Source organism: Bradyrhizobium sp. MV1.5, from assembly GCF_055807615.1.
The window spans coordinates 37616-61932 of record NZ_JBVVPL010000037.1; the positions used below are offsets into that span (position 1 = coordinate 37616).

Here is a 24317-nt window from a genome sequence, read left to right on the forward strand (position 1 = left end):
TCCTTAACGCAGGTTCCTGGCGCAAGCCCTTGTCTCATCCCTTGATATGCTAAGCTCGGTGCCAACGAGCGCGCGCGAAATTGCGCCGGCAAACAGAGGGAGAGCGTCATGGCCTACGAACACATTCTCTATGAGGTCAGCGACAAGGTCGCGACCATCACGCTCAACCGTCCCGACCGCATGAATGCGTGGACGCCCATCATGGAGCGGGACGTGCGCCATGCGATGGAAGCATCGAGCGCCGATGACAATGTCCGGGTCATCGTCATCACCGGCGCGGGCCGTGCCTTCTGCGCCGGTGCCGACATGGATGCATTGAAGGGGCTCGACCCCGATGATATCAGACGTGCGTCGAACCTGCCGCCGTTCGACATGAACCGGCGGCCCGATTGGCAGACGCGCTATGGCTTCTACCCGTCGATCGGAAAGCCTGTCATCGCCATGCTCAACGGCGCGACCGCCGGCATCGGCCTCGTCCACGCGCTCTATTGCGACCTGCGCTTTGCCGCCGACAACACGGTGTTCACGACAGCCTTCGCGCGGCGCGGCCTGATCGCCGAGCACGGCATCAGCTGGATGCTGCCGCGAATCGTCGGCCACGCCAACGCGATGGATCTGTTGCTCTCGGCGCGCCGTGTTTCGAGTGACGAGGCGCTGCGGATCGGCTTGGTCAACCGGCTCTGCTCACCAGAGAAGCTGCGCGAGGAGACCTATGCCTATGCGCGCGACCTCGCCGATTTCGTCTCGCCGAGCGCGATGGCCGTGATCAAGCGGCAGCTCTACGAGGTGCCATTCCAGACGCTGGCGGAGGCGACGATCGCGGCCAATCGGGACATGATGGTGGCGCTGAACGGCAGCGATTTCCGGGAGGGAGTCGCGAGCTTCATGGAGAAGCGGCCGCCGAGGTTTACGGGGAAGTAGGGGGGATTTCGGATGGAGCCCGCCGTCGCCCTTCGGGCTATGGCGGGGCAGCCTTCGCTCACTTCGCCGCGAGAGACCTTCCGGGCTTGCCTAGCCGTAGCTCGCGAAGCGAGCGAAGGCTGGTGGAGCCAGGCGGGATCGAACCGCCGACCTCGTCATTGCGAACGACGCGCTCTCCCAGCTGAGCTATGGCCCCTTTTGTAGGCCGCTCTGGTCAATGCGGCCGACAACCGGGCGCCATTTAAGTCCCCGCCAAGGTCAAGTCAAGGACGGGTGTAACCCGGTTTTAGCCATCCCGGCACCGACTTCCCTTGTTTGGACCGGGGGGAACCGATATCTAGCAACAGGCGTCAATCCCGACCGCAGCCAGAATTTTCAAAAGCCAGAGTCTTCAAAAGCCATGCGTGCCGTTCTCGACATCGTCATCATCGTGCTCGACCTTTACGTCTGGCTGCTGATCGCGTCCGCGATCCTGTCCTGGCTGATCGCCTTCAACGTCGTGAACACCCGCAATCAGTTCGTTTCGGCGGTAGCGGAGTTCCTGTACCGAATCACGGAGCCGGTCCTGGCGCCGATTCGCAATTTCCTGCCCAGCCTCGGCGGCCTCGACATCTCGCCGATCATCCTGATCCTGCTCATCATGTTCATCGAGCGGGTGATCCTGTATTACATCTACCCGAACGTGATCTAAGCAGGCTGGAGCGCCCTGGGTTGCCAAAGAACCTTGGTATCAAGGAACCTTGGCGTTACGGGGCCGCAGGCATCAGCATCGCGCTGCGGGTAACGCCGCGCGGCGGCCGCGACGACATCGACGGGATCGAGCAGCTCTCCGATGGCCGTAGCGTGCTCAAGGTGCGTGTGCGCGCCATCGCCGATGGCGGCGAGGCCAACAGGGCCGTTCTGGTGCTGCTGGCGAAATCGCTTGGCGTGCCCAAGGCCAGCGTCAAACTCCTGTCGGGAGCGACCTCGCGGCTGAAGCAGATCGCGGTCGACGGCGATCCGGCGCGGCTCGGCGAAGCCCTGCGCCAGCTCGCATCAGCCAAATCGACAGACTAAGGGAACTGACATGACCGCCAAGATCATCGACGGAAAAGTCATCGCCGCGGAACTGCGCGCCCGCGTCGCCGACGAGGTCGCACGCGTCAAGCGCGAGCACAATCTCGTGCCGGGCCTTGCGGTGGTCCTGGTCGGAAGTGACCCGGCGAGCGAGGTCTATGTTCGCTCGAAGCACACCCAGACCCAGGCCGCCGGTATGGCCTCGTTCGAGCACAAGCTGCCGGCCGACGTCTCGCAGGCAGATCTCCTGGCGCTGGTCGCAAAACTCAACCGCGATCCCGCCGTGCACGGTATTCTGGTGCAATTGCCGCTGCCCAAGGGCCTCAACACCGAGGCCGTCGTCAATGCCATCGATCCCGCCAAGGACGTCGACGGGCTGCATCCAAACAATGCCGGCCGCCTCGCCGGCGGCTTCGAGGCGCTGTCGCCCTGCACGCCGCTCGGCTGCATCATTTTGACCAAGAGCGTGCATGCCTCGCTCGAAGGCATGAACGCCATCGTCATCGGCCGCTCCAACCTCGTCGGCCGCCCGCTGGTGCAGCTATTGCTGAACGAGAATGCCACGGTGACCATCGCGCATTCGCGCTCGCGCGACCTGCCCGGGCTCGTGAAGCGCGCAGATCTCGTCTACGCCGCGGTCGGAAAGTCCGAGATGGTGCGCGGCGACTGGCTGAAGCCGGGGGCGACCGTGATCGACGTCGGCATCAACCGGATCCCGAAGGACGACGGCAAGACGCGTCTCGTCGGCGATGTTGCCTATCAGGAAGCGCTCACCGTGGCCGGCGCCATCACGCCGGTGCCGGGCGGCGTCGGTCAGATGACGGTCGCGTGCCTGCTCGTGAACACCTTGCGTGCGGCCTGCGCGATTGCGGGGCTGCCGAAGCCGGCGGTCTAGTTCACCTCGCCCCGCAAGCGGAGCGAGGGAGCAGAGCTCAGGCCTTCTTCTTCTTCTCGCGATCGATGCCTTCGAGGATCAGCTTGTGCGCATCCTCGGGTCCGCCCCAGCGCAGGATCTTCACCCACTTGCCTGGTTCGAGATCCTTGTAGTGTTCGAAGAAGTGCTGGATCTGCTGGAGCGTGATGTCCGGCAGGTCGGAATACGACTTCACCTTGTCGTAGCGCTGGGTGAGCTTCGACGACGGCACCGCAAGAATCTTCTCGTCGCCGCCGGCTTCGTCTTCCATGAACAGCACGCCGACCGGGCGCACGCTCATGACCGCGCCTGGAATGATGGCGCGGGTGTTGATGATGAGGACGTCGCAGGGATCGCCGTCATCGGACAGCGTGTGCGGAATGAAGCCGTAGTTCCCGGGATAACGCATCGGCGTGTAGAGGAAGCGGTCGACCACCAGCGTGCCGGCTTCCTTGTCCATCTCGTATTTGATCGGCTCGCCGCCTACGGGGACTTCGATGATGACGTTGACGTCGTGGGGGACGTTTTTCCCGATCGAGACCGCATCGATACGCATTCAAGGCTCCGTTGTTGCCGAGGTTAAATCGCACCCGGCAGCGATTTTGGCGCTGTCATACGCGGGCTTGGCCCGCTGATCCATCGCGTTTTTGTGAAATAATGAATCCAGCGATCACCGGCTCAAAAGGCAACGGTATCGACGGAAGGAAAACGCTGCCGGCGGAACTTCAGCAGCTCAATTGGTCCAAGCGAAGGCAACCTTGTCGAGCGACTTCGGCCCGAAACGCTCCGAGGAGCGCGCCACCATGCGGCCTCCCAGGGCGCGGTAGAACTCGGTGGCCGGATCGTTGTCCGAAAGCGCCCACACCACCATGCTCTTCAGGCCGCTCTGCATCAGGTCGCGGCGGGCCGCGGTGAACAGGCGGCGGCCAAAGCCCAGGCCTTGGAATTCAGGACGCAGATAGAGCTCGTAGACCTCGCCGTCGAAATGCAGGCTACGGGCGCGGTTGCGGCCGTAATTGGCGTAGCCCGCGATCTTGTCGCCGAACACCAAGACGCTGACGCGGCTGCCCTTGCGGATCGCGCTGTCCCACCATTGCGGACCGCGGCGGTTGATCAGCTTTTCCAGTTCGGCGCCGGGAATGATGCCCTGATAGGCGGAGCGCCAGGCTTCGTCATGGGTGGACGCCACCGCAGTTGCATCTGCGGCTTTGGCCGGCCGGACCTCGATCAGGGTTGTGCTCATGGACGTGATCAAACCAAGTCGCCGCGCCGGCGGCAAGACCTATCCTTAATTATCGGTTAACCTGTGGACTTTCTGCATCAGTATTTGACCCGTGTTGTACCGAAAAAAGACAAGACGCCAATTCGAATGGCACCGGAGTGCTGTGCGTCGGTGCAAAACTGCTTTGCGGCAACGAATGAACGGCAATGGCAACGCAGAAAGTCTGCCGATAATGATTCGTTCCTACTAGTCTAACTGTCGCTGTTCTCGCCTCCGGCAATTCATGCGGCTCCTCAACATTCTCGTGCTCCTGGCTTTCTTGGCCTTGCTGACCGCGCCGCCCGTGCGCGCTCAGGTCATTTTTGGTTCGTCCGGAGCGGAGGGCGATCCGTTTCGCCGGCAGCAATGGCGCGTGCCGTCACCGGATACCGACATCGCCGCACATGCCCTGCTGTTTCGCCCGCCGGGTGCTGGCCCGTTCCGGCTTGCGGTGATCGCGCATGCTTCGACGCAAAATGGCTTGCGGCGCGCGCAAACACCACAGCCGGAATACCGCGCACTTACGGCGTTCCTCATCGCGCGCGGCTTCGCCGTGCTGGTGCCGGAACGGCTCGGCCATGGCGTAACAGGCGGCCGTTATGTCGAGGACCAGGGTGGCTGCGACGAGGCGGACTATGTGCGCTCGGGCCGCGCAACGGCCGACCAAATCGCGCTCGCGTTGGACTTTGTGCGAAAGCAGGATTTTATCCGGAACGACGCCGCGATCGTGATCGGCCATTCCGCCGGCGGTTGGGGCGCGCTGGCGCTCGCGAATGCCGATCCGAAGGCGATCTCCGCCATCATCGCCATTGCGCCGGGCCGCGGCGGTCATGCCAATGACGAGCCGAACCGGATCTGCGCGCCGCACACGCTGCTCGCGGCGGCGGCTGAATTCGGCAAGGCCGCGCGCATCCCCGTCACGTGGCTCGTCGCCGCCAATGACAGCTACTTTGCACCGGCATTTTCGCTTGCGTTGGTCGACGCGTTTCGCGGCAGCGGCGGCAAGGTCGAGTTCCGGGTGCTGACGGCCGTGGGCAGCGAGGGGCACTGGATGATCGAAGGCGAGGCCGGTGTCAAAGCCGCGCGTGGCGAACTCGATCGCGCGCTGAAGCCGGCGGCTGGCAAAAAGCCATGATGCTTTATTTCCTGGTCACGCCCCTGATATTGGACAATCGCTGATGCCCAACTGGCCTGACGATGACGTCATCCTGTTCGACGGCGTCTGCATCTTCTGCTCGCGTTGGGTGCGGTTCGTCGCGCAGCGTGACACGTCGAAGCGGTTTCGCTTCACGCCGATCCAGTCGGACTATGGCGCCCGGCTCGCGCGCGCGTTCGGCATCGATCCGGATGATCCCGACACCAATGCCGTCATTCATGGCGGCGAGGTGTTCATGAAGTCGGACGCTGCGCTGACGGTGCTGTCAAAGCTCCCCGGCTGGGCTTGGGTGAGCGCACTGTTCGCCGTACCCAAGCCGCTGCGAGACCCGATCTACAGCCTCATTGCGCGGAATCGCTATCGGATTTTCGGGAAGTACGATGCGTGCTTCGTGCCGGATGCGGATTTGCGGACACGGGTGATCGAGTAACACGTCGCTGCGCTCGCAATGACGGAGTGCGTGGTTACGGTTTGCCCAGAACCCCCAGCGCTTCCTGCGCCGCGCGTTCCCCTGAATCCCTCGCCCCATGCGCCGTCGAGAAAAAGTTCGGCGAGGTCGCTTCTCCCGCAAAGAACAGGCGCCCATCCACCGGCGCGGCCAGCGCGGCGCGATCGCCGGCGTGGCCCGGCAGCGCGTGCGAATAGGAGCCTCTTGCGAAAGGGTCGTGCGCCCAGCGCGACTCGTAGAGCGGCTTCAGCTTTCGCCTGATATCGTTGCCGAGCAGGCCTGCGATCTCGTCGATGCTTTGCGCTGCAATAGCGCCTTCGCCGGCATCTTCCAGTTCGCGCGCAAAGCTGCCGCCGAAAAAGCCTTCGATGCAGGGCTGGCCGAACGGGCGGATATGATAGGTGCCCATGTCGGTGCGCATGGTGGCGCCGCGCAAATTTCCTTCCTTCGGGAAGGCTTCGGCATCCTCGAGCGCCAGCGTCACCTTGTCGTCGACGCCGAGCGGCAGGCCGGCTGCGGCATCGACCTTGGCGGGGAGAGATGGCGAGAACCGGATCGCCTCATTGGCGATGAGATTGGTCGGCACGGTGACGATCACCTTGTCCGCGACCAGCGTGCCCTGCGATGTCTCGATGCCGATGCGCTGGCCGGAATGATCGATCAGCGTGACGTTGCAGTTCAGCGCCACCGGGCAGGGCGCGCCATAGGCCGTGATCAGAGCGCCGTAACCGCGGCGGACGCGCCAGTTGAGGTCGCTGTCCTCGTAGGCGTCCCAGTCCAGCGTCGACATGTCCTTCAGCTCGCAGCCGTTGATGTAGGTGGAGATCGCGTCGATCATGGGATTCCAGCGATTGCCGGGCTCCAGGCTCAAGCTCGCGGGTACATCCTGGCGCTTCTGGGCGACCTTCCACAGTCGCTGATAGAAGGCGTCCATCGCGTGCATGAAATCGTCGCGCTCGGCTTTCGGAAACGCGTTGCCATAGGCGCGCTCGCGCCAGGGCGGGAGGTCCTTGTTGACCTCGAAACCGAGCTGCTTTGCAATCGCGACGAAGGAGTTGTTGTCCGCCGAATGCAGCCAGCCGCAGCCGACGTCGAAGGTGACGTCGGGCGAGGCCTGCACCGTCCAGGCCCGGCCGCCGAGCCGGTCCCGCGCCTCGAGCACGATCGCGGAGAGGCCGGAGCCTGCCAACGCATGCGCCGCGCCGAGGCCGGCGGCGCCCGCACCGATGATCGCGACGTCGACGGAGGAGGGCAGGGAGCTCATGGGCGGGCTCTAGCACGTTCGCCGAGCGCGCTGAAGCCGCCGCAAGCACAGCTCTCGTGTCCCGGACGCGGTGCGGCGCTTCCCGGCGATGCGAAGCATCGTCCGGTGCGCCGCTCCGCAGAGCCGGGACCCAAGGTGATGTGGAGGTGGTGAGAGTAACTGGGCCCCGGCTCAGCAGCGCATCACTGCGTGCTGCGCTGCGTCCGGGGCACGAGAGCGGAAGCTTAAGCCACCGCTTCCTTGGACTTCTCCGCGCGCTTGCGCTCGTTGGGGTCGAGGTGCCGCTTGCGGAGGCGGATCGACTTCGGCGTGATCTCGACCAACTCGTCGTCCTCGATATAGGCCAGCGCCTTTTCCAGGGTCATGCGGATCGGCGGGGTCAGGCGCACCGCTTCATCCTTCGACGTGGTTCGGATGTTGGTGAGCTGCTTGCCCTTGAGCACGTTGATCTCGAGGTCGTTGTCGCGGGTATGCTCGCCGACGATCATGCCCTTGTAGACCTTCCAGCCCGGCTCGATCATCATCGGGCCGCGATCTTCCAGCTTGAACATGGCGTAAGCCACGGCTTCGCCCTGGTCGTTGGAGATCAGCACGCCATTGCGGCGGCCCTGGATCTCGCCCTTGTACGGCGCGTAGCCGTGGAACAGACGGTTCATGATCGCGGTGCCGCGGGTGTCGGTGAGCAGTTCGCCCTGGTAGCCGATCAGGCCGCGGGTCGGCGCGTAGAACACCAGCCGCAGGCGGTTGCCGCCGGACGGCTTCATCTCGATCAGCTCGGACTTGCGCTCGCTCATCTTCTGCACGACGACGCCCGAATGCTCCTCGTCGACGTCGATGACGACTTCCTCGATCGGCTCCAGCGTGGCGCCGGTGGCCTCGTCCTTCTGCAGCACGACGCGCGGACGCGACACCGAGAGCTCAAAGCCCTCGCGGCGCATGGTCTCGATCAGGATCGCGAGCTGCAATTCGCCGCGGCCCGAGACTTCCATCGCGTCCTTGTCCGAGGCTTCGACGACCCGCAGCGCGACGTTGCCTTCGGACTCGCGCAGCAGGCGGTCGCGGATCATCCGGCTGGTCACCTTGTCGCCTTCGGTGCCGGCGAGCGGCGAGTTGTTGACGATGAAGGACATCGACACGGTCGGCGGGTCGATCGGCTGCGCCACGAGCGGGGTGTCGACCGAGGGATCGCAGAAGGTGTCGGCGACGGTGCCCTTGGTCAGACCGGCGATCGCGACGATGTCGCCTGCCTCGGCTTCGTCGAGAGGGGTGCGCTCGATGCCGCGGAAGGCGAGGATCTTGGTGATGCGGCCGGTCTCGATGGTCTTGCCGTCGGCGCCCAGCACCTTCACGGCCTGGTTCGGCTTGATCGAACCGGAAGAGATACGGCCGGTGATGATGCGGCCGAGATAGGGGTTGGCTTCCAGAATGGTGCCGATCATGCGGAACGGGCCTTCCTCGACGGTCGGCGGCGCGACATGGCGCACGATCAGGTCGAACAGCGGCTGCATGCCGGCCTCGTGCGACCCGTCCGGGCTCTCGGCCATCCAGCCCTGCTTGGCCGACCCGTAGAGGATCGGGAAGTCGAGCTGCTCCTCGCTGGCATCGAGCGCCGCGAACAGGTCGAACACCTCGTTGATGACTTCGGTCGCCCGCGCGTCGGGACGGTCAACCTTGTTGATCACGACGATCGGCTTCAAACCGACCTTGAGCGCCTTGGAGACCACGAATTTGGTCTGGGGCAACGGACCTTCGGCGGCGTCGACCAGCACCAGCGCGCCGTCCACCATGTTCAGAATGCGCTCGACCTCACCGCCGAAATCGGCGTGGCCGGGGGTGTCGACGATGTTGATGCGGGTGTCCTTCCACTGCACCGAGGCCGCCTTGGCCAGGATCGTGATGCCGCGCTCGCGCTCCAGATCGTTGGAGTCCATGGCGCGCTCGGTCACCTTCTGGTTCTCACGATAGGTGCCGGATTGCTGGAGGAGGCGGTCGACCAGGGTCGTCTTGCCGTGGTCGACGTGGGCGATGATGGCGATGTTGCGAAGGTTCATGAGTGAGCTTCTTTGCGGTCGGACAATGGGTTAAGCGCGATCTCGCCGGTCAGACCGGGACCTCTTCTCGAAACAACGCTTGAAGACTGGAAACGGGGCGCTTTCCGCCCAAAAGGGAAAGCCCGGCATATCGACCGGGCACCCTACGCGTTGCGGCGCAATATAGGCAAAAACGGCCAAAAAACAATGTGTTCTTTGGCCGTTGGTTGATTGAATTTTGTCCGGGGATTCCCGGGGGTTAGGCGAAAAGCTGGGCTCAGCCGCGCCGGCCCTTGATGGCGGCCCAGATCAGGGCGACCCCGCCCAGCCCCACGACGAGGCCCAGGAACACCAGGGGCGCGACGTCGGAATCGATCCGGCCTCTGTCGGATATGGAGATTCCGCCGAACAGGAGTGCACAGGCGCCGGGCAGCAGCAGGATGATCCCAAAGATCGCCATGAGCGCGGTCAGGCAGCCGCTGCGCTGGTTCGGCGGGGCAGGAGGCGGTCCCGGAGGGGCTGGCGGCGGCGCGTCGCTGATGCTCATGCCTGCAGGACTCCTTCGGTTGACTGTGCCGCCAGTTCGGCGCGGATGCCGTCGATCTTTCCGTTCCGGTAGAACAAATTGTAGGTGTCGAACGGGATGATCGCGCCGTTCTCGGTGACGAAATGGATACAGCTGCGCTTGACGTTGCCGACGCAGAAATTGAAGCGGTCGAGAAACTGCACGATCGTGACGCGGAATACGTTTTCGTAAGTGATGCCCTGCGGCACCTCGAAGCTTGGCAGGCAGCACAGCAATTCGCAGACGCGCTCGCTCGTGTTCAGCGGTCCCGAGGACAGCGAAAACAGATCGATGAATTTCTCCCTCAGCGCCGGATGCTTCTCCGGGCTTATCGTATTGGGCAACAATGCGACGAGTTGCTCCTGCGGGATCAGCGAGGTCAGCGGCAGCACTTTCTCGCCGTTGCGCAGGCCGTAACCGATCGAGATGCTTTCGGGGTTGCAGGGTAGCGGGATCAAGTCCTTGTCGCCGAACACGCCGGTTTCGACCACGCGCTTGCGGATCTCCGACAGCATGATGCGGTCGGTGTTCTTGTCGAAATTCTCGTTGCGGCCGGCATCCTGCACCGGCTGCAGCGTGACGCCGCGCACGCATTTCCAGCTCAGCGCGTGGCGAACGATGTCGCCGATCTCGGCATCGTTGACGCCACGCTTGATGGTCGCCACCAGCGTGGTCGATACGCCGCAATGCTCGAGATTCTCCAGCGCCTGCTGACGGATCTTGCGCAAATCAGCGCCGCGCAGATTGATCAACGCGTCGCGTTCGAGCGAGTCGAACTGGAGATAGACCTCGAGCCCGCGCTTGTTCTCGGCGAGCCGCGCCACGAAATCCTTTTCGCGGGCGATACGCAGGCCGTTGGTGTTGATCATGACATGGCGGATCGGGCGGGCGCGCACGGCATCGAGGATCGCGAAGAAATCCGGATGCAGCGTCGGCTCGCCGCCTGAGATCTGCACCAAATCGGGCTCGCCTTCGCTCGCGACCAGCGCGTCGAGCATTCGCTCGATCTTGGCCAGCGGCGTAAAGCTGGTCCGCGCCGGCGAGGAATCGGCAAAGCACACCGGGCAGGTCAGATTGCAATGCTCGGTGATCTCGATCAGCGCCAGGCAGGAATGCTGCTCGTGGTCGGGGCACAGGCCGCAATCGTAGGGGCAGCCGAATTCGGTATGCCGTTGAAAGGCGAGCGGCCGGTCGCCCGGCTTGATGAAATCCTTGCACAGGCGCCAATAGGCTGCGTCCGTCGACACCAGCGTGGACTGGACGCCATGCTCCTTGCAGCGCTTCTCGTACCAGACCTCGTTGTCGAGGATCTGGATCTTGGCCGGCACCAGCTTCAGGCAGGTCTCGCAGAGAGATTGGGTCTGGCCCCAGAAGATATAGGGGCGCGACTTACGCAACGGCGCGTTCATGCATGGGTCTCGCTTTGGGCGCCCTCGCCAACATGACGACGGCGTAGAGCAGGATGGACAGCGACAGCAGGTGAAACAGCGTGAAGGGGCCGATCAGCGTGCCGTAGGGCTTGAGGAATTCCCACAGGAAGCGCTGTGCGCCATAGTAGACAAGGACGAGGTAGAACCCATTGGTGATCACAAACGCGCTCCGGTTCAAGACCGCCAGCACGTAGAGCAGCGCGAATACCCCCATCGCGGCGCTTTCGTAGAGCTGCACGGGATGGCGAAGGAGGCCGTCGCCGAAATCATGACCCCAGGGCCATGCCGTCGGCGTGCCGTAGGTGAAATCGTCGAGGCCCGCAAAATAGCAGCCGAGCCGGCCGATCGCGATGCCGAGCGCCAGCGGCAGCGCAAAACGGGCGCCGGTTCGGACCGTGATCCCTGCGGACCATTTGTAGAGCTCGATTGCCACGATGCCGCCGGCGAGCGCACCTTCCACGGAGCGCGCGATGCCGCTCTGGCCCGACAGCCACAGATTGGCGGAGCCGAACAGATAGGCCCCGAGGCCCGCACCGAACACCAAAGCGGCGAGGTAGGACCGTTCGAAGGATTGCGCCGGAAACCGCAAGCCCTGTCGCGACAGCCAGTACAGTGCCGCGGCCGCAGCCAGCCACGCCCCGACATCGAAGAGAGTGTGAAGGAAAGCCCCGCTCATGCGGGGGACATTAGCCTAGGTTCCCGCCCGGCGGGATAGTGCGGCCGTTCCTTATCCCCGAAGAGGGGCGAGGCAGGCGGCTAGCCGGCTTGCCGCTCTTCGGTCGGATAGACGCCGCGCAGCACCTCTTCGAAGTGCATCTTCACGGCCTCGTTGCACATGCAGGCGCGCAGGCGCAGGCCCTCGCGATTGCGGACCAGGATCGATCCGCGCCGCGTGTCGAGCACGCCCTCCGCCTTGAACGACTGGAGCACGCGGCTGGCATAGCTGCGGCCGACGCCGAGCAGCGTCGCGAGCTGCTCGTGGGTCAGCGGCACGCTGCTCTCGTCGCCGGTCCGCTCCATCGCCGCCAGCATCCATTTGGCGGTGCGCTGCTCGATCGAGTGAATGGCATTGCAGGCGGTGGACTGGAAGATCTGCGCCAGCATGCAGTCGGCGTAGCGAGCGAAGACATGGCGCAACGAGGGCGAGCGCTGCTTGGCGGCCTCCAGCTTGCTGACGTGAATTCGCGCAAACGGCCCGCCGAATTTCACGCAGATGCGGGTATAGGCCGGCAGATAACCCTCGCTGACGATGCCGCCCACCGCGCCTTCGCGGCCGACCAGGATGGTCTCGACATCACGGCCGTCTTCGTTGGGAACCAGGAAGGTTGCAAGCGATGGTCCGCAGGGAAAGTGGACGACCTGGACGTCATCGCCGGGGTTGTAGAGCAGTTCATTCGCCGCTGCGCTTTCGAGCATGACATGTGGCGCAAGCAGGGCGAAATCGGCCGCGCTCAAGCGCCGCAGCAGATTGTTGGTCGGCCGGCTGTCGATCTCGGTGGCGTTGCTGGTCCGCACGTCCATCTTAAACTCCCATCCGCCTCCACCTTAGCGAGTTCCGACGAGGTCCTGTGTGCACAAGTGGACAGACCTGACAACTGTGATGTGGTGGTTTCGTTCCGGGAACCTTCCGCGCCGGGTACAGGCGTCGTGGCCCGGTATCCCAGTCAGAGAAACCTCATGCTCCAAGCTACGATGATGGCACCCGCCGTTTCCGATGATTCAAACTGTCCCGCCGATGTTCTCATCGTCGAGGACGATCCGATCATCGCAATCGACTTCGAGGATCGCCTGCTCGGATTTGGCGTGAAGAGCGTGCGCACGGTCGGTTCAGTGGCACAGGCGCTGGCCGCAATCGCGGCGCATGCCCCCGAATTCGCCTTGCTCGATGTGGGATTGAGTCGCGAGAACAGCTTTGCGGTCGCCGAACGGCTCGCGGCGTTGAAAATTCCCTTTGTGTTCGTCACCGGTTACGGCGCTGACGCGCGCATCCCGCCGGAATTCGCCGGCCAACCGCGATTGCAGAAGCCGTGTTCGAGCGACGCGCTGGAGGCGGCGCTCCAGGTCCGCGCGGCGGACTAGCGATACGGCGTCAGGCCGGCTTCGGATCGAGCGTGGTCGACCACAGCGCGACGTCGGCGCGGTCGCGCAAGGTCACCGTCATCTGGCCGGAAGCGCCGTCGATCTTGACGTGACCGAAGAACTGCATGCCGGCGGACGGCGGCAGGTTCTGGTTGTCTTTCCCCGGCGCCTTGACGAAACGCACCTCCGGCCCAAACGTATTGTCGAGCGCGTTCGGACCGAATGTGCCCGCGTGAAGCGGCCCCGACACGAATTCCCAGAACGGCTCGAAATCCTGGAATTGCGCCTTGTTCGGATCGTAATAATGCGCGGCGGCGTAATGCACGTCCGCCGTCAGCCATACGGTGTTGCTGATCGGCGCCATCTTGATGAAACGCAGGATGTCGGCGATCTCGAACTCGCGGCCGCGCACCGGGCCGTCGCCCTGCGCAATGGCTTCCGATCCCCCCTTCGGCGTGTCTGACACGACGAGGCTGAGCGGCATGTCGGAGGCGATCACCTTCCAGGTCGCGCGCGAACTCAAGAGACCGCGCTTGAGCCAGGCGACCTGGTCGGGGCCGAGGAAATAGCTGGCCGGGCCGTAAGCGGTTTCGAGGTTGGGGCCGTTCGAGCCGCGATAGCTGCGCTCGTCGAGCACGAACACGTCCAGATGCGGGCCGTAGGAGATCTGGCGATAGACGCGACCGGGCTCGACGATGCTCTCGCGCATCGGATACATCTCGTGGAAGGCACGGCCTGCGCGGGCCGCAAGCAGTGCGATGTCGCGCTCCTTGTAGGTCGCCGGCAGCTCCTTCGACAGAGACCAGTTGTTGGTCACCTCATGATCGTCCCACTGCACGAAGATCGGCACTTCGGCATTGAAAGCGCGGAGATTGTCGTCGGTGAAATTGTATTTGTGCGCGGCGCGGTACTCGTCCAGCGTCTCGGCGACCTTGGCCTTCTCGGGAATCGTGACATTCTTCCAGGTCTTGCCGTCGGCGAGCTTCACCTCGGCCTGGATAGGGCCGTCGGCATAGATGGTGTCGCCGGAGTGCAGGAAGAAATCCGGACGGTGCTTGCGCATCGCCGAGAAGGTGAACATGCCGCCGTCATCGGGGTTGATGCCCCAGCCTTGTCCTGCGACATCGCCGCCCCAGACGAAGCTGACGTCGCGGCGGTCGGCGGGCGCGGTGCGGAAGCGGCCGGTCACCGGTTCGCCCTCCACCGCGGTGTGCGACAGATCGCGGAAGCGGACGCGGTAAAAGATGTCCTGTCCGCCCGGCAGGTTTTCGATCAGCATCTTCGCGGTGAAGTCGCTCTCGGGCAGCGCCGCGATCGGCGGCAGTGCGCGGGCATCCCTGAACGACTCCGTCGTCGCCACCTCGACCAGCATCTGCGCGGGCCGGTCGGTGCGCGCCCAGACCACGCCGCCGTCGACGGTGACGTCGCCCGACTGCACGCCATGGGTCACCGCCGGCCGGTCGGCCGCGCGGGATAGATGGGGCATTGCGACCGCGCCGAGCGCGCCGGCAGTGGTCGTCAGGAAATGGCGGCGGGAGAATTTGATGTTCATGGGACGGTCTCGATATCGCGTGAGGCGACCATCCAGGGCGGTCGCCACGGTGAAGCCCGACGCTATATTGAGACAATGTGACGCAGCGATAACGCGCGAGCGCTTACGCGTTGCTGGCGGCCCGGAATTGCGCGCCGGCGCGCTGCAGGTTCTGCGGCAGGCTGAACAGCACCGCCTTGCGGTCGGCAACCGCCGCATGGAACTGGTCGAGCGCGATGTTGAAGGCGGTGAGCGCACCTTCCTCGATCGCGCCGTGGTCGTAGCAGCGCAGCGTGTCGCGCAGAATCTCGTCGGCCTCGGTCTGCATCTGATCGAGATCTTCGGTCGTTTCGCTCTTTCGAGCGGCGGTGATCATGTCGAGCAGCCGCTCGCGCAGATGGCTGTTGTTGTCGCGCTCGTCCTTTTTCAGATAGCCCGCAAACCAGGCGCCGATCGAGCCCATGGCCGAGAGCGCCATCAGGGTCCACCAGATGTAATCGCTGTATCTGTCGAGGAAGGTCTTTTCTTCGCCGTCGACGAAAGCGGCGGCGCCGGGATGCACGGGAATCACCGCATCCTTGTCGGTGTCTGGCGTTTCGATCTTCGCCGCCAGCGGGAATTCCGTCACCAATTGCTGGCGTGCGGAGAACAGCTGGCGCGTGAACGCCGCGATGGTGGTTTCGGACACGGCTTTGCGCGCCACGATGTGGTGCGAGAAGCTGATGGTCTTGACCTCGTCGTCGGGACGATCGGGCGAGCCGCCGTAAGTGCCCGCGGGAATCTCGGCCGCTTCATAGACCGGATGATTTTGCGCTATCGCATCGGCGGAATCGATCGCGAGGAAAGTCGGCGTGCCGAACTCCTTGGCGGAAGTGGCGATCGCGTCCGAAGTGATCTTGCTGTTGACGGGACCGGCCGCGAGATAGGCATCGACCTTCTGCGACTTGATCGCCTCGGCAACTTCATTGGCCGGGAATTGCACGATCTCGACCTTGGCGGGATCGACGCCGTATTGCTGCAGGATCACCTTGAGCAAATTGACGTTGGCCTGGGTGCGGCCAACCACGCCGACCCGATGTCCGGCGAGCTGCGCGATCTTGGTGATCTTCGCGCCCTTCTTCTTGCCTTTGACGGGTACCGACCACAACACCACGACATTCTTGCGCAGGGTCGCAACGGCTTGTGCATTTTTCGGCACGTCGAGATCGCCGCGCACGATGGCAAGATCGGCTTTGCCTTCCGCCAGCAGATTGGCGCTGGCGGTGGCGCCATCGGTCTGGATCGGGCGCAACCGCACAGAACTCTTGTGCTGCGCGAAGGCCTGGGTCAGCGCCTGCACAACCTTGACGTCATCGCTGTTGGCGGGGCCGACCGCGATCTTCAGCGTCTCCGGCCGCATGGCAAAGTAGTAGCCGCCGGCGAGCGCGCCGACGATCGCGAGCACCAGCGCGAGAGTCACGAGCGCCGTCTTCCGCGCCGATGATCGCGGCGAGGGCGGGTTGGGCGCTTCGGCCAGGTCCAATCCCCCGGTCATCGATCTCCCGAACAGTCGCTTGAGGCTCAGTTTCATCTTGGCCGGCGATTTACGCCCGCAAGTGTAGCAAATTTCTTGTCCGGCAGGGTTACATCTCCGTCATGGTTAGCGGATGGGGTCTAATCCCGTATGAACCCGGGGCGTCAGTGCGATGTTAGGGTAAAGTTCCCCTGAAGGATGGAGGCAACGATGGCAGAACGGCTCTCGGCGGAGGCGCGCAGGCAGGCGCTGGGCGGATTACCTGATTGGAGCGAGGTTCAGGGACGCGACGCGATCGGGAAAACCTTTGTCTTCAAGGATTTCATCGAGGCGTTCGGCTTCATGACCCGCGCGGCACTGGTCGCCGAGAAGATGGACCACCACCCCGAATGGCGCAATGTCTACAAGACGGTGGAGGTGGTGCTGTCGACCCATGACGCCGGCGGCGTCACCGCGCTCGACATCGAGCTCGCCAAGGCGATGAACGCCATCGCCAAGCTGACACCAGGCTGACGTCTTGCAGGGGCCGGCCGCGTCCCCATCTTGTGATCAGCAGGGGATGCGGCGATCCGCCACCCAGGCTGGAACGGGGAGTTTTTCCGAAGATGGCTGCCGAACACAGCGTCGGTTTCGAGCCGGCCGACCGGCTCGCGGAAGATCGTGAGAGCGTGCGTCGCCGCTTCTGGCGGAAGCTGAAGCGTGTCGCCGCGCAACTGCCGTTCGCGGAGGATCTGCTCGCCGCCTACTACTGCGCCTTCGACCGGCAGACGCCGCGCCATGTCCAGGCCTCGCTGCTCGGGGCGATCGCCTATTTCATCCTGCCGTTTGATTTCGTTCCCGACGTGATGCCGATCCTCGGCTTCACCGATGACGCCGCCGTGCTCGCCACCGCGATCCGCATGGTTGCCAGCCACATCACGAACGAGCATCGCGAAGCCGCCCGCGCCGCGCTGAAGCGCGGGGTGGATGAGGGGGAGGCGCACTAGCAGCGCGCCGCTCCAACTCCAACGTCGTCCTGGCTTTCACCAGGACGACTCGGGGAGGGAGTCTTCGCCACCCCACCCTCACGGATGCAGGATTACCTTGCCCATGGCCTGACGTCCCGCGAGCACCTTCAGCGCATCCGCCGTCTGCGCCAGCGGGAAGACGCGGTCGACATGCGAGGAGATCTTTCCTTCCGCCGTCCACTTCACGAGCTTCTCGAGATTGGCGCGGTTCTTTTCCGGGTTGAGGCGCGTCCACGCGCCCCAGAACACGCCGCGGATGTCACAGCCTTTTAGCAGCGCAAGGTTCAGCGGCATCTTCGGAATATCGCCGGCGGCGAAGCCGATCACGAGGAAACGGCCTTCCCAGGCAATCGAGCGCAGCGCCTGCTCGGCATAGGTGCCGCCCACGGGATCGAAGATGATGTCGACGCCCTTGCCGCCGGTGAGCTTTCGCAAGCCTTCCTTCAAATCTTCCTTGCCGTAATTGAGCGTGAGTTCTGCGCCGTGCGCCTTCGCGAATTCGAGCTTCTCGTCCGACGAGGCGCAGGCGATCACCTTCAGGCCCATCAGCTTGCCGAGCTCGCACGCGGCAAGTCCGGTGCCGCCGGCGGCGCCGAGCACCGCGAGCGTCTCGCCCGGCTTTGGGCTGGCGCGATCTTCCAGCGCGTGCAGCGCGGTGCCGTAGATGATGATGATGCCGGCCGCGCGGTCATAATCGAGATTGTCGGGGATCTTCACGATCGATGCCGCCGGCAGCGCAATCTTTTCGCGCGCGCCGTTGTGGCCGCAGGAGGCGACGACGCGATCGCCGACCTTCAGATCGGTCACGCCGGGGCCGATGCTCTCGATCACCCCAGCCACTTCGGCGGCCGGCGAGAACGGGAATGGCGGCTTGATCTGGTACTTGCCCTGGATCATCAGGATGTCGAAGAAGTTCAGCGCCGCAGCCTTGATCGCGATCACGGCTTCGCCGGGACCGGCCACCGGATCCGGCACGTCGGCCAGAACGAGATCGTCGGGCTGGCAATATTGCGAGCAGAGGATGGCTTTCATGGCGGCACCTTCTTGAGAGCACTTGGCGTTTCGAGGCAGAATTATAGTTTGGCTGTTTCTGCCGGATTTAGCACGGTCCCACAATCCGGTTTCTTTGTCTGAAATTGCATTCGGTCCTATCCTCGTCATTGCGAGCGAAGCGAAGCAATCCAGAATCCGTGCCGCGGAAAAATAGCCTGGATTGCTTCGCTTCGCTCGCAATGACGGAAGAAGAAAGAGAGAGGATTCAAACGATGTTTGAAACAGGCCTGCTCAAGGACAAGCGCATCCTCGTCACCGGTGGCGGTTCGGGTCTCGGTGCTGCAATGGCGCACCGCTTCCTCGCGCTTGGTGCCGAGCTCGTGATCTGCGGCCGCAAGCTCGATCGCCTCGACGCGACGGCGAGCGAGATGCGCGAAGAGACCGGCGGCAAGGTCACGACGATCGCCTGCGATATCCGCGATGGCACCGCCGTCGAGAGCATGATGGACGCCATCTGGCGCGAGGCGCCGCTCGATATTCTCGTCAACAACGCGGCTGCGACTTTCATCGCGCAGAGTGAGCATCTCTCATTCCGCGCCGCGGATGCGATCCTTGCGCCGACGCTGCATGGTGCGATGTATTGCACGCTTGCCGCCGGCAAGCGCTGGATCGACGGCAAGCATGGCGGCGTCGTGCTCTCGATCCTCTCGACCTCGACCATCACCGGCCGCGCCTTCACCGTGCCGTCGGCGATGGCGAAGTCGGCCGTGCTGGCGATGACCAAGAGTCTCGCTGTGGAATGGGGCCCGAAGGGCATCCGCACCGTCGCGATCGCGCTGGGACCGTTCCCGACCGCCGGCGCCTCGGGTCAGCTCCGTCCCGAGGGTCGTGACGAAGGGTGGGCCGCGCGCAACCCGATGGGACGCGCCGGCGAGCATAGCGAGCTTGCCGACCTCGCCAGCTTCCTGGTCTCCGACTGTGCCGGCTACATCAACGGCGAGATGGTGGTGATCGATGGTGGCGCGCATTTGCGCAGCTCCGGCGCCGAGGATCTGTTGCGCTGGACCGATGCGCAATGGGCGGAGCAGCGCGCGGCGCGATCCAGGGCCTAGCCGCCGCGAGCTTCGCTAACTGCCTTCCCAAATTGGACTTTCCCGGGTATCCCTGCCGCGGGGACAACGCGCGGCCGGGCCATCTTCCAGTCACAATATTGAGGGAACCACTCCAGCATGTGGCGGGTGCTGATTTTAGCTTTGATGACGGGCGTGGCGGCCTGTGGGATCACCGATTCCGCGCGGGCGCAGACGGCGCAACCTGCGCCCAAAACTGCACCGAAATCGGCTGCGCCGGTCGCCAATACCACCGGAAAGACGGCTGCAAAGCCCGAGAGCAAGCCGGCGGCCCCGCACGCGGCGGTTGCGGGCGGTGCCGAGCCGACCCTGATCGGTCAGTTCGGCACCTGGGGCGCCTATTCGGCCGCGCCCAATGGCAAAAAGGTCTGCTTCGCGCTGGCCAAGCCGTCGTCGTCGAAGACCAACCCGCCGAATCGGCCGCGCGATCCTGCCTATGCCTTCGTCTCCACCCGCCCGGCGGAGAAGGTCAACAACGAAGTCTCGGTCATGATCGGCTACGCGCTGAAGCCGGGCTCTGAATCCTCGGTCGAGGTCGGCGGGGCCGCTTTCGCCATGTACTCGCAGGGCGACGGTCTCTGGATCAAGAACGCGGCCGAGGAAGAGCGGATGGTCGAGGCCATGCGCAAATCCGCCGATCTCGTGGTCAAGGGCATGTCGTCCAAGGGGACCGAGACGACCGACACCTTTTCGCTGAAGGGCCTTGCCCAGGCGCTCGACAAGATCGCGCAGGATTGCAGGCGTTAAGCCTGCGGTCGATAAGGTCGCAATCGGCCATTCCGGTTGCTATATAGGGGCGGTTCCAAGTTTTTCCGTCATTCCGGGATGGTCCGCAGGACTGGACCCGGAATTTCGATATTCCAGCTTCGATGCTTTGCATCGCGCCGGAACGACACCGTGATCAGGTCCATTCAATGCAACCGACGACTGAGCCGCACAACACAACGCTGGTGGAGAAGACCCCGCTCGAAACCTATGTGCCGCCGGCGAGGCCCTCGCTGATCGGCCTGTCGCGCACCGAGCTTGCCGATCGCCTCGGCGAGATCGGCGTCGCGCCGGCGCAGCGCAAGATGCGCGTGCAGCAGCTGTGGCACTGGATGTATTTCCGTGGCGCCCAGAATTTCGAAGAGATGACGTCGGTCTCGAAGGGCATTCGCGCCGAGCTCGCGCAACATTTCACCGTCGACCGGCCCGAAGTCGTGGCGGAGCAGATCTCCAACGACGGCACCCGCAAATGGTTGCTGCGGTTGCCGAGCGGCGACAATGTCGAGCGGGCGCATGAAGTCGAGTGCGTCTACATCCCCGAAACCGATCGCGGCACGCTGTGTGTGTCCTCCCAGGTCGGCTGCACGCTGAACTGCTCCTTCTGTCACACCGGCACGCAGCGCCTGGTGCGCAACCTCACCGCCGGCGAGATCGTGGGACAGGTGATGGTCGCGCGGGATCGTCTGAACGACTGGGCCGATCGCGAAGACGGTACGCGTCGCGTCACCAACATCGTGATGATGGGCATGGGCGAGCCGCTCTACAATTTCGACGCGGTGCGCGACGCGCTGCTCATCGTTGGCGACAACGAAGGCATCGGCATCTCCCGCCGCCGCATCACGCTGTCGACTTCGGGCGTGGTGCCGAACATCGTGCGCGCAGGCGAGGAAATCGGCGTCATGCTCGCGATCTCGCTGCATGCGGTGCGCGACGAGCTGCGTAACGAGCTGGTGCCGCTCAACCGCAAATATCCGATCAAGGAATTGCTGCAGGCCTGCCGCGATTATCCGGGCGCCTCGAACGCGCGGCGCATCACCTTCGAATATGTGATGCTCAAGGGCGTCAACGACTCGCTCGACGATGCCAAGCTGCTGGTGAAGATGCTCAAGGGCATTCATGCCAAGATCAATCTGATCCCGTTCAACCCCTGGCCCGGCACCGCCTATGAGTGCTCGGATTGGGACCAGATCGAAAAATTCTCCGAATACGTCTTCAACGCCGGCTATTCCTCGCCGGTGCGCACCCCGCGCGGCCGCGACATTCTGGCCGCCTGCGGCCAGCTCAAGTCGGAGACGGAAAAGCTTTCGGCGCGCGAGCGCCAGACGCTACGCGCCATGGCGATGACGGACTGAGCTGATGCGCGCACATGCTCTCGCAATGACGGCGAGGGTGGCGTCATGTCCCTGATCGGCCGCCTCGTCGTCATCTTCATCGGCTTTCTCGCCGCCTGCTTCGTCGGCGGCATGATCGTCGTGGTCGCGCTGCTGTTTCCGGAGTTCGCCGATCTCGGCGCCGGTCCCGTCGATCAGGGCACGATCGATATCGTGCTCGGGTTCGGCTTCATCTTCGTCTCCGGTTTTGCGCTGGTGCCGGCGGCGGTGATCGTCGCGATCACCGAGGCGCTCTACATCCGCAGCGCGCTCGCCTATGCCGTGGGCGGCGGCGTCGTGGGGCTCGCCTGCTATCTCGGCCTGGTCCCGTTTCATTCCGACACGCTGCAATTCGAAGGCATCGTGCGGCGGCATCTGGAGATCATGACCGGCGCCGGTATCGTCGCCGGTGTCGTCTACTGGCTGATCGCCGGCCGCAACGCCGGCGCCTGGCGCAATCCGCCGCCCCTGCGAAAACCACCCCCGCCACTGCCGTCGAATTCGCGGCCGGATGCCCGGTGACTTTCTGATTTGCCACGGGGTTTTCATCCCCTCCCCACTCGGCTAAACCGCGCGCCATGAACCGGACTGGACTCTTCATCGCCCTGGCGCTGTGGCTCGTGATTGGCGTTGTTTTCGGCCTCTATCCCGAGCTTGATCTCAAGCTCGCCGCGCTATTCTTCGACCCCGCGACGAAGTCGTTTCCGCTCAAGCTGAACGATTGGGCCGGCTTCGCGCGCGATGCCGCGATGTGGGTCGCCTGGGCCTTCGTGCTGCCCGCGCTGGTCGCGCTTGTGGTCAAGATGGTCAAGCCCGACCGCCCCCTGATGGTATCCGGGCGCGCGATCGTCTTCCTGCTGGTCACGATCATCATGTCGGCCGGCATCCTTACCAATCTCGCCTTCAAGTCCTATTGGGGCCGGCCGCGCCCGGTGGTGGTGACGCAGTTTGCCGGCGACCAGCAATTCGTGCCGTGGTGGGATCCACGCGGTGGCTGCGCGCGCAACTGCTCGTTCTTCTCGGGCGAGGGCGCGACCGCGTTCTGGACGCTGGCGCCCGCCGCACTGGCACCGCCGCCGTGGCGACCGCTCGCTTATGCCGGAGCCGTGATGTTCGGGCTCGTGACCAGCGGGCTACGGATGGCCTTTGGCGGCCACTTCTTCACCGATGTCTCGATCGCCGGCCTCGTCACCTTCGTCGTGATCTGGTTTGCCTACGCGCTGATTTACCGCTGGCCGCGGACCCGGTTTTCGGACGAGGCGGTCGATGCCGCCCTGACCCGGCTGAACATGCCCGCCTACCGGCTCCGCCAGCGCCTGTTCGGCCGCAAGGCGGGTGCCGAGCCGTCAGTTTGAGCCATTAAAGGGGTGCCGAGCCCCGCGAAATTTGATATTCGCGCGGTCAACCCGTGAAACGACATCCGCCCTTCGAGACCGATTGGAAGCCCCATGACCACGATCCTGAAAAGCCTGCCCAAGGGTGAGAAAGTCGGCATCGCTTTTTCGGGCGGCCTCGACACGTCAGCGGCGCTGCTCTGGATGAAGCAAAAGGGCGCGCGCTGCTACGCCTATACCGCCAATCTCGGCCAGCCGGATGAGGCCGACTACAACGAGATTCCGCGCAAGGCGATGGAGTTCGGCGCGGAGAAAGCGCTGCTGGTCGATTGCCGCACGCAGCTCGTCCACGAAGGCATCGCTGCGATCCAGTCCGGCGCCTTCCATATCTCCACCGGCGGCATCACTTATTTCAACACCACGCCATTGGGGCGCGCGGTCACCGGCACGATGCTGGTCGCAGCGATGAAGGAGGACGGCGTCAACATCTGGGGTGACGGCTCGACCTTCAAGGGCAACGACATCGAGCGCTTCTATCGCTACGGCCTGCTGACCAATCCGGGCCTGCGCATCTACAAGCCCTGGCTCGACCAGCAGTTCATCGACGAGCTCGGCGGCCGCGCCGAGATGTCGGCGTTCATGACGGCCCAGGGCTTTGCCTATAAGATGAGTGCCGAGAAGGCCTATTCGACCGACAGCAATCTGCTCGGCGCGACGCATGAAGCCAAGGATCTCGAAAGCCTCGACAGCGGCATCAAGATCGTCAACCCGATCATGGGCGTGCCGTTCTGGCGTGACGACTGCAACGTCAAGGCCGAGAAGGTCGTGGTGCGTTTCGAGGAAGGCCAGCCGGTCGCGCTGAACGGCCAGACCTTCAGCGATCCCGTCGCGCTGTTCCTCGAAGCCAACACGATCGGCGGACGCCACGGCCTTGGCATGAGCGATCAGATCGAGAACCGCATCATCGAGGCCAAGAGCCGCGGCATCTATGAAGCGCCCGGCATGGCGCTGCTGCACATCGCCTATGAGCGCCTCGTCACCGGCATCCACAACGAGGACACCATCGAGCAGTACCGCATCAGCGGCATGCGCTTGGGACGTCTGCTCTATCAGGGCCGCTGGTTCGATTCGCAGGCCCTGATGCTGCGCGAGACCGCGCAGCGCTGGGTCGCGCGCGCGGTCACCGGCGAGGTGGCGCTCGAGCTGCGCCGCGGCAACGACTACTCGATCCTCAACACCGAAAGCCCGAACCTGACCTATGCGCCGGAGCGGCTCAGCATGGAGAAGGTCGAGGACGCGGCGTTCACGCCGGCCGATCGCATCGGTCAGCTCACCATGCGCAACCTCGACATCAACGATACCCGCGCCAAGCTGAAGCTCTACAGCGACACGGGCCTGTTGTCCGGCAGTGAAGGCTCGCAGATTTTCCGGCTGGAGAGCGACAAGGGCTGAGGCGCCCGTAGCCCCGGGGGGGGGGGGGGGGGTGGGGGGGGCGCGCCCCCACCCCTAAGACACCCGGTGGGCGAGGCACGCAACGGGCGTGCCTAAAAA

26 protein-coding genes and 1 tRNA gene are annotated in these 24317 nt (G+C 64.1%); 15 read left to right on the forward strand and 12 right to left on the reverse strand.

Annotation, left to right across the window (positions count from 1 at the left end):
• Positions 1 to 108 precede the first annotated feature (108 nt).
• A complete protein-coding gene (locus AC0L2J_RS27405) occupies positions 109 to 921 on the forward strand; it encodes an enoyl-CoA hydratase (protein WP_473395092.1) in 813 nt (270 codons plus the stop codon).
• A gap of 120 nt (positions 922 to 1041) precedes the next feature.
• Here the strand turns inward: AC0L2J_RS27405 and AC0L2J_RS27410 are convergent.
• Positions 1042 to 1117 (reverse strand) — tRNA-Ala (locus AC0L2J_RS27410).
• 204 nt (positions 1118 to 1321) lie between these two features.
• On the opposite strand from AC0L2J_RS27410, the gene AC0L2J_RS27415 reads away from it, so the two are divergent.
• The 3 genes from AC0L2J_RS27415 to folD are packed head-to-tail and all read left to right on the forward strand — an operon-like array spanning position 1322 to position 2872.
• Positions 1322 to 1612: a YggT family protein gene (locus AC0L2J_RS27415; RefSeq protein WP_007598721.1), complete on the forward strand. Its 291-nt coding sequence runs from the start codon at positions 1322 to 1324 to the stop codon at positions 1610 to 1612.
• 20 nt (positions 1613 to 1632) lie between these two features.
• The gene (locus tag AC0L2J_RS27420) at positions 1633 to 1977 is read left to right on the forward strand and encodes a DUF167 domain-containing protein (protein WP_007604156.1); all 345 of its coding nucleotides are present in this window, start codon (positions 1633 to 1635) and stop codon (positions 1975 to 1977) included.
• Between the two features lie 10 nt (positions 1978 to 1987).
• Complete coding sequence (gene folD, locus AC0L2J_RS27425) at positions 1988 to 2872, forward strand: bifunctional methylenetetrahydrofolate dehydrogenase/methenyltetrahydrofolate cyclohydrolase FolD (RefSeq protein ID WP_473395093.1); 885 nt, start codon at positions 1988 to 1990, stop codon at positions 2870 to 2872.
• A gap of 37 nt (positions 2873 to 2909) precedes the next feature.
• Here folD and ppa read toward each other — a convergent pair whose 3' ends face one another.
• Both ppa and AC0L2J_RS27435 read right to left on the reverse strand, forming a co-directional pair.
• Positions 2910 to 3446: an inorganic diphosphatase gene (ppa, locus tag AC0L2J_RS27430; RefSeq protein ID WP_007604168.1), complete on the reverse strand. Its 537-nt coding sequence runs from the start codon at positions 3444 to 3446 to the stop codon at positions 2910 to 2912.
• A gap of 177 nt (positions 3447 to 3623) precedes the next feature.
• Positions 3624 to 4133: a GNAT family N-acetyltransferase gene (locus AC0L2J_RS27435; RefSeq protein ID WP_007598725.1), complete on the reverse strand. Its 510-nt coding sequence runs from the start codon at positions 4131 to 4133 to the stop codon at positions 3624 to 3626.
• A gap of 262 nt (positions 4134 to 4395) precedes the next feature.
• On the opposite strand from AC0L2J_RS27435, the gene AC0L2J_RS27440 reads away from it, so the two are divergent.
• Together AC0L2J_RS27440 and AC0L2J_RS27445 are read left to right on the forward strand one after the other, a co-directional pair.
• A complete protein-coding gene (locus AC0L2J_RS27440; protein WP_473395094.1) occupies positions 4396 to 5286 on the forward strand; it encodes a dienelactone hydrolase family protein in 891 nt (296 codons plus the stop codon).
• A gap of 43 nt (positions 5287 to 5329) precedes the next feature.
• Entirely contained in the window at positions 5330 to 5737 is a 408-nt protein-coding gene (locus AC0L2J_RS27445; RefSeq protein ID WP_473395095.1) for a thiol-disulfide oxidoreductase DCC family protein, read from the forward strand.
• A gap of 34 nt (positions 5738 to 5771) precedes the next feature.
• Here AC0L2J_RS27445 and AC0L2J_RS27450 read toward each other — a convergent pair whose 3' ends face one another.
• The 6 genes from AC0L2J_RS27450 to AC0L2J_RS27475 all read right to left on the reverse strand — a co-directional run bounded on the left by AC0L2J_RS27450 (position 5772) and on the right by AC0L2J_RS27475 (position 12565).
• On the reverse strand, positions 5772 to 7019 hold the full coding sequence (locus AC0L2J_RS27450; protein ID WP_473395096.1) for a flavin monoamine oxidase family protein: 1248 nt from the start codon (positions 7017 to 7019) through the stop codon (positions 5772 to 5774).
• Between the two features lie 224 nt (positions 7020 to 7243).
• On the reverse strand, positions 7244 to 9070 hold the full coding sequence (gene typA / locus AC0L2J_RS27455) for a translational GTPase TypA (RefSeq protein ID WP_007598731.1): 1827 nt from the start codon (positions 9068 to 9070) through the stop codon (positions 7244 to 7246).
• 256 nt (positions 9071 to 9326) lie between these two features.
• The gene (locus tag AC0L2J_RS27460; protein ID WP_007604174.1) at positions 9327 to 9596 is read right to left on the reverse strand and encodes a hypothetical protein; all 270 of its coding nucleotides are present in this window, start codon (positions 9594 to 9596) and stop codon (positions 9327 to 9329) included.
• Positions 9593 to 11023 carry a radical SAM protein gene (locus tag AC0L2J_RS27465; protein WP_473395097.1) on the reverse strand — a complete coding sequence of 477 codons (1431 nt, stop codon included), beginning with the start codon at positions 11021 to 11023 and terminating at the stop codon, positions 9593 to 9595. Before AC0L2J_RS27465 ends, AC0L2J_RS27460 begins: the two co-directional genes overlap by 4 nt.
• On the reverse strand, positions 11004 to 11720 hold the full coding sequence (locus tag AC0L2J_RS27470; protein WP_007604179.1) for a prolipoprotein diacylglyceryl transferase: 717 nt from the start codon (positions 11718 to 11720) through the stop codon (positions 11004 to 11006). Before AC0L2J_RS27470 ends, AC0L2J_RS27465 begins: the two co-directional genes overlap by 20 nt.
• 80 nt (positions 11721 to 11800) lie before the next feature.
• A complete protein-coding gene (locus AC0L2J_RS27475; RefSeq protein WP_007604181.1) occupies positions 11801 to 12565 on the reverse strand; it encodes a Crp/Fnr family transcriptional regulator in 765 nt (254 codons plus the stop codon).
• 156 nt (positions 12566 to 12721) lie between these two features.
• Between AC0L2J_RS27475 and AC0L2J_RS27480 the strand changes: the two genes are divergently transcribed.
• The gene (locus tag AC0L2J_RS27480) at positions 12722 to 13123 is read left to right on the forward strand and encodes a response regulator (protein WP_473395098.1); all 402 of its coding nucleotides are present in this window, start codon (positions 12722 to 12724) and stop codon (positions 13121 to 13123) included.
• A gap of 10 nt (positions 13124 to 13133) precedes the next feature.
• Here AC0L2J_RS27480 and AC0L2J_RS27485 read toward each other — a convergent pair whose 3' ends face one another.
• Both AC0L2J_RS27485 and AC0L2J_RS27490 read right to left on the reverse strand, forming a co-directional pair.
• Complete coding sequence (locus AC0L2J_RS27485) at positions 13134 to 14675, reverse strand: alkaline phosphatase D family protein (RefSeq protein WP_473395099.1); 1542 nt, start codon at positions 14673 to 14675, stop codon at positions 13134 to 13136.
• Between the two features lie 103 nt (positions 14676 to 14778).
• Entirely contained in the window at positions 14779 to 16224 is a 1446-nt protein-coding gene (locus AC0L2J_RS27490) for a TAXI family TRAP transporter solute-binding subunit (protein ID WP_050992530.1), read from the reverse strand.
• Positions 16225 to 16377: 153 nt separating this feature from the next.
• On the opposite strand from AC0L2J_RS27490, the gene AC0L2J_RS27495 reads away from it, so the two are divergent.
• Both AC0L2J_RS27495 and AC0L2J_RS27500 read left to right on the forward strand, forming a co-directional pair.
• Entirely contained in the window at positions 16378 to 16680 is a 303-nt protein-coding gene (locus tag AC0L2J_RS27495) for a 4a-hydroxytetrahydrobiopterin dehydratase (protein WP_473395101.1), read from the forward strand.
• 92 nt (positions 16681 to 16772) lie between these two features.
• Positions 16773 to 17153, forward strand: a complete 381-nt coding sequence (locus AC0L2J_RS27500) for a YkvA family protein (RefSeq protein WP_473248806.1) — start codon at positions 16773 to 16775, stop codon at positions 17151 to 17153.
• A gap of 78 nt (positions 17154 to 17231) precedes the next feature.
• Here AC0L2J_RS27500 and AC0L2J_RS27505 read toward each other — a convergent pair whose 3' ends face one another.
• A complete protein-coding gene (locus AC0L2J_RS27505) occupies positions 17232 to 18206 on the reverse strand; it encodes an NADPH:quinone oxidoreductase family protein (RefSeq protein WP_007598751.1) in 975 nt (324 codons plus the stop codon).
• Between the two features lie 233 nt (positions 18207 to 18439).
• Here AC0L2J_RS27505 and AC0L2J_RS27510 point away from each other — a divergent pair, with 233 nt between their 5' ends.
• From AC0L2J_RS27510 to argG, 6 genes are all read left to right on the forward strand, one after another.
• Positions 18440 to 19279 carry an SDR family oxidoreductase gene (locus tag AC0L2J_RS27510; RefSeq protein WP_473395102.1) on the forward strand — a complete coding sequence of 280 codons (840 nt, stop codon included), beginning with the start codon at positions 18440 to 18442 and terminating at the stop codon, positions 19277 to 19279.
• Between the two features lie 117 nt (positions 19280 to 19396).
• Positions 19397 to 20044: an invasion associated locus B family protein gene (locus AC0L2J_RS27515; protein ID WP_007604198.1), complete on the forward strand. Its 648-nt coding sequence runs from the start codon at positions 19397 to 19399 to the stop codon at positions 20042 to 20044.
• 167 nt (positions 20045 to 20211) lie between these two features.
• Complete coding sequence (gene rlmN, locus AC0L2J_RS27520) at positions 20212 to 21414, forward strand: dual-specificity RNA methyltransferase RlmN (protein WP_063992320.1); 1203 nt, start codon at positions 20212 to 20214, stop codon at positions 21412 to 21414.
• Between the two features lie 45 nt (positions 21415 to 21459).
• Positions 21460 to 21954 carry a hypothetical protein gene (locus tag AC0L2J_RS27525; protein WP_007604202.1) on the forward strand — a complete coding sequence of 165 codons (495 nt, stop codon included), beginning with the start codon at positions 21460 to 21462 and terminating at the stop codon, positions 21952 to 21954.
• A 56-nt stretch (positions 21955 to 22010) separates the two neighbouring features.
• On the forward strand, positions 22011 to 22787 hold the full coding sequence (locus AC0L2J_RS27530) for a phosphatase PAP2 family protein (protein ID WP_007604204.1): 777 nt from the start codon (positions 22011 to 22013) through the stop codon (positions 22785 to 22787).
• Between the two features lie 93 nt (positions 22788 to 22880).
• Positions 22881 to 24218, forward strand: a complete 1338-nt coding sequence (gene argG, locus AC0L2J_RS27535) for an argininosuccinate synthase (RefSeq protein ID WP_473248802.1) — start codon at positions 22881 to 22883, stop codon at positions 24216 to 24218.
• Positions 24219 to 24317 lie beyond the last annotated feature (99 nt).

What these genes read in the sequence shown, in the direction of transcription:
- AC0L2J_RS27405 (WP_473395092.1), top strand. Translation starts at nt 109, where the DNA reads ATGGCCTACGAACACATTCTCTATGAGGTCAGCGACAAGGTCGCGACC.
- AC0L2J_RS27415 (WP_007598721.1), top strand. Translation starts at nt 1,322, where the DNA reads ATGCGTGCCGTTCTCGACATCGTCATCATCGTGCTCGACCTTTACGTC.
- folD (WP_473395093.1), top strand. Translation starts at nt 1,988, where the DNA reads ATGACCGCCAAGATCATCGACGGAAAAGTCATCGCCGCGGAACTGCGC.
- ppa (WP_007604168.1), bottom strand. Translation starts at nt 3,446, where the DNA reads ATGCGTATCGATGCGGTCTCGATCGGGAAAAACGTCCCCCACGACGTC.
- AC0L2J_RS27435 (WP_007598725.1), bottom strand. Translation starts at nt 4,133, where the DNA reads ATGAGCACAACCCTGATCGAGGTCCGGCCGGCCAAAGCCGCAGATGCA.
- AC0L2J_RS27440 (WP_473395094.1), top strand. Translation starts at nt 4,396, where the DNA reads ATGCGGCTCCTCAACATTCTCGTGCTCCTGGCTTTCTTGGCCTTGCTG.
- AC0L2J_RS27445 (WP_473395095.1), top strand. Translation starts at nt 5,330, where the DNA reads ATGCCCAACTGGCCTGACGATGACGTCATCCTGTTCGACGGCGTCTGC.
- AC0L2J_RS27450 (WP_473395096.1), bottom strand. Translation starts at nt 7,019, where the DNA reads ATGAGCTCCCTGCCCTCCTCCGTCGACGTCGCGATCATCGGTGCGGGC.
- typA (WP_007598731.1), bottom strand. Translation starts at nt 9,070, where the DNA reads ATGAACCTTCGCAACATCGCCATCATCGCCCACGTCGACCACGGCAAG.
- AC0L2J_RS27460 (WP_007604174.1), bottom strand. Translation starts at nt 9,596, where the DNA reads ATGAGCATCAGCGACGCGCCGCCGCCAGCCCCTCCGGGACCGCCTCCT.
- AC0L2J_RS27465 (WP_473395097.1), bottom strand. Translation starts at nt 11,023, where the DNA reads ATGAACGCGCCGTTGCGTAAGTCGCGCCCCTATATCTTCTGGGGCCAG.
- AC0L2J_RS27470 (WP_007604179.1), bottom strand. Translation starts at nt 11,720, where the DNA reads ATGAGCGGGGCTTTCCTTCACACTCTCTTCGATGTCGGGGCGTGGCTG.
- AC0L2J_RS27475 (WP_007604181.1), bottom strand. Translation starts at nt 12,565, where the DNA reads ATGGACGTGCGGACCAGCAACGCCACCGAGATCGACAGCCGGCCGACC.
- AC0L2J_RS27480 (WP_473395098.1), top strand. Translation starts at nt 12,722, where the DNA reads ATGCTCCAAGCTACGATGATGGCACCCGCCGTTTCCGATGATTCAAAC.
- AC0L2J_RS27485 (WP_473395099.1), bottom strand. Translation starts at nt 14,675, where the DNA reads ATGAACATCAAATTCTCCCGCCGCCATTTCCTGACGACCACTGCCGGC.
- AC0L2J_RS27490 (WP_050992530.1), bottom strand. Translation starts at nt 16,224, where the DNA reads ATGAAACTGAGCCTCAAGCGACTGTTCGGGAGATCGATGACCGGGGGA.
- AC0L2J_RS27495 (WP_473395101.1), top strand. Translation starts at nt 16,378, where the DNA reads ATGGCAGAACGGCTCTCGGCGGAGGCGCGCAGGCAGGCGCTGGGCGGA.
- AC0L2J_RS27500 (WP_473248806.1), top strand. Translation starts at nt 16,773, where the DNA reads ATGGCTGCCGAACACAGCGTCGGTTTCGAGCCGGCCGACCGGCTCGCG.
- AC0L2J_RS27505 (WP_007598751.1), bottom strand. Translation starts at nt 18,206, where the DNA reads ATGAAAGCCATCCTCTGCTCGCAATATTGCCAGCCCGACGATCTCGTT.
- AC0L2J_RS27510 (WP_473395102.1), top strand. Translation starts at nt 18,440, where the DNA reads ATGTTTGAAACAGGCCTGCTCAAGGACAAGCGCATCCTCGTCACCGGT.
- AC0L2J_RS27515 (WP_007604198.1), top strand. Translation starts at nt 19,397, where the DNA reads ATGTGGCGGGTGCTGATTTTAGCTTTGATGACGGGCGTGGCGGCCTGT.
- rlmN (WP_063992320.1), top strand. Translation starts at nt 20,212, where the DNA reads ATGCAACCGACGACTGAGCCGCACAACACAACGCTGGTGGAGAAGACC.
- AC0L2J_RS27525 (WP_007604202.1), top strand. Translation starts at nt 21,460, where the DNA reads ATGTCCCTGATCGGCCGCCTCGTCGTCATCTTCATCGGCTTTCTCGCC.
- AC0L2J_RS27530 (WP_007604204.1), top strand. Translation starts at nt 22,011, where the DNA reads ATGAACCGGACTGGACTCTTCATCGCCCTGGCGCTGTGGCTCGTGATT.
- argG (WP_473248802.1), top strand. Translation starts at nt 22,881, where the DNA reads ATGACCACGATCCTGAAAAGCCTGCCCAAGGGTGAGAAAGTCGGCATC.